Annotated in this window: 1 protein-coding gene; it reads right to left on the bottom strand. The window is 49.3% G+C overall.

Annotated elements, in window-relative coordinates:
- Positions 1-328: 328 nt before the first annotated feature.
- Positions 329-874, bottom strand: a complete 546-nt coding sequence (locus GWC77_RS27905) for a GIY-YIG nuclease family protein (RefSeq protein WP_173262758.1) — start codon at positions 872-874, stop codon at positions 329-331.
- Positions 875-1,152 lie beyond the last annotated feature (278 nt).

Here is a 1,152-nt window from a genome sequence, read left to right as displayed (position 1 = left end):
CGCGGCTACACGCGCTTCGAAACAATGCGAACCGTGCTGTTCCTCATCGCCGGCAAGCTAGATTTCTCCAGCTTCAACCCGCATGCCTCGTGAGCCGCGTTACCCACTGCATTTTCAAAAGAGCCATTTTTTCTATATCAATCACATAGGAGAAATTCTAGAAAACAGCCTTCGTTCGTCACTTCGTCACTTGCTTCGTCTCCGGCGCGAAGTTTTTCCGGGGAGAAGGAGTGCGGGCAGCGTGAGCGGGCATCTTGGTAACGAACGCGTGCCGTTCAGCCCACTCCAACTACCGCACGATCTCTGACCTGGATGTTTAGTTCGATGCCTATTTGTTGATCAACTCCACGGTTTTCGACAAGTTCAGCAATTCTTTGTATAGATCATGATTCGATACCTCGCCAAATTTTTCGTCGATATACTGGTAGTACTCGACTGCACCTTTTAGCTTCCCGCCTTGTTTATTAAGTTTTGGTTCAATGATTTCGATGAGGATGCCTTCAATCTCGTTCAGCGCATCAGAATATTTGAACCCGGCGACGCCTGAATCAACGGATTGCTGGTTACTCAAGGCCCCGTTTGTGTTGACATCTCGGAAGCCAATCCAGCTAAAGTATTCCCATCTATTCCATAGGGGGCCATCCATGTGATTCTTTAATCGTGTAAAAAGAGTCGCATTGCCATTGCCTGCTTGGCCGACATACACAATGGATTGATTTCTGTCATACAAGACGTATACCCCGATTTGATCTCGGAAATCAGCTATGAATCTTCCCGTAAAGCCCTTCAGGTGTCCCGCATTTCCGTTGCCACCTGCGCCCCGATGAAGGTATTTTCTTTCCCAGAGAAATCCGAAATTTTTAATCACTGGCATGATTGCTTCTCGTTATGATGTTGGCGGTCCGAGCTTGATGATACCGGAGCGCGGCGGGAATTACATCCAGTGACGCCACAGCTTGTTGGATTGCAGCGCCGTTGAATGCTTGCTGAATTGCGTTCTATCTGAACCATCGGGAAGCGGTGCGCGCTTAGCAGCTTGCTGAAATACCCCTCGTCAGCGAGCGCGTACCTTTCGTCGGCTCGTCGAGCCAGTCGATTTTTCGGGATATGGAAATCTGGGCCTCATTTCAGGGATTTCTGATGGTCTGAGGC

It is taken from the genome of Paraburkholderia sp. NMBU_R16 (assembly GCF_013282575.1).
In the GTDB taxonomy this organism is placed as follows: Bacteria; Pseudomonadota; Gammaproteobacteria; order Burkholderiales; family Burkholderiaceae; genus Trinickia.
The sequence above is the reverse complement of the archived record's forward strand: the minus strand, read 5'-3'. Positions and strand labels throughout refer to the sequence as shown.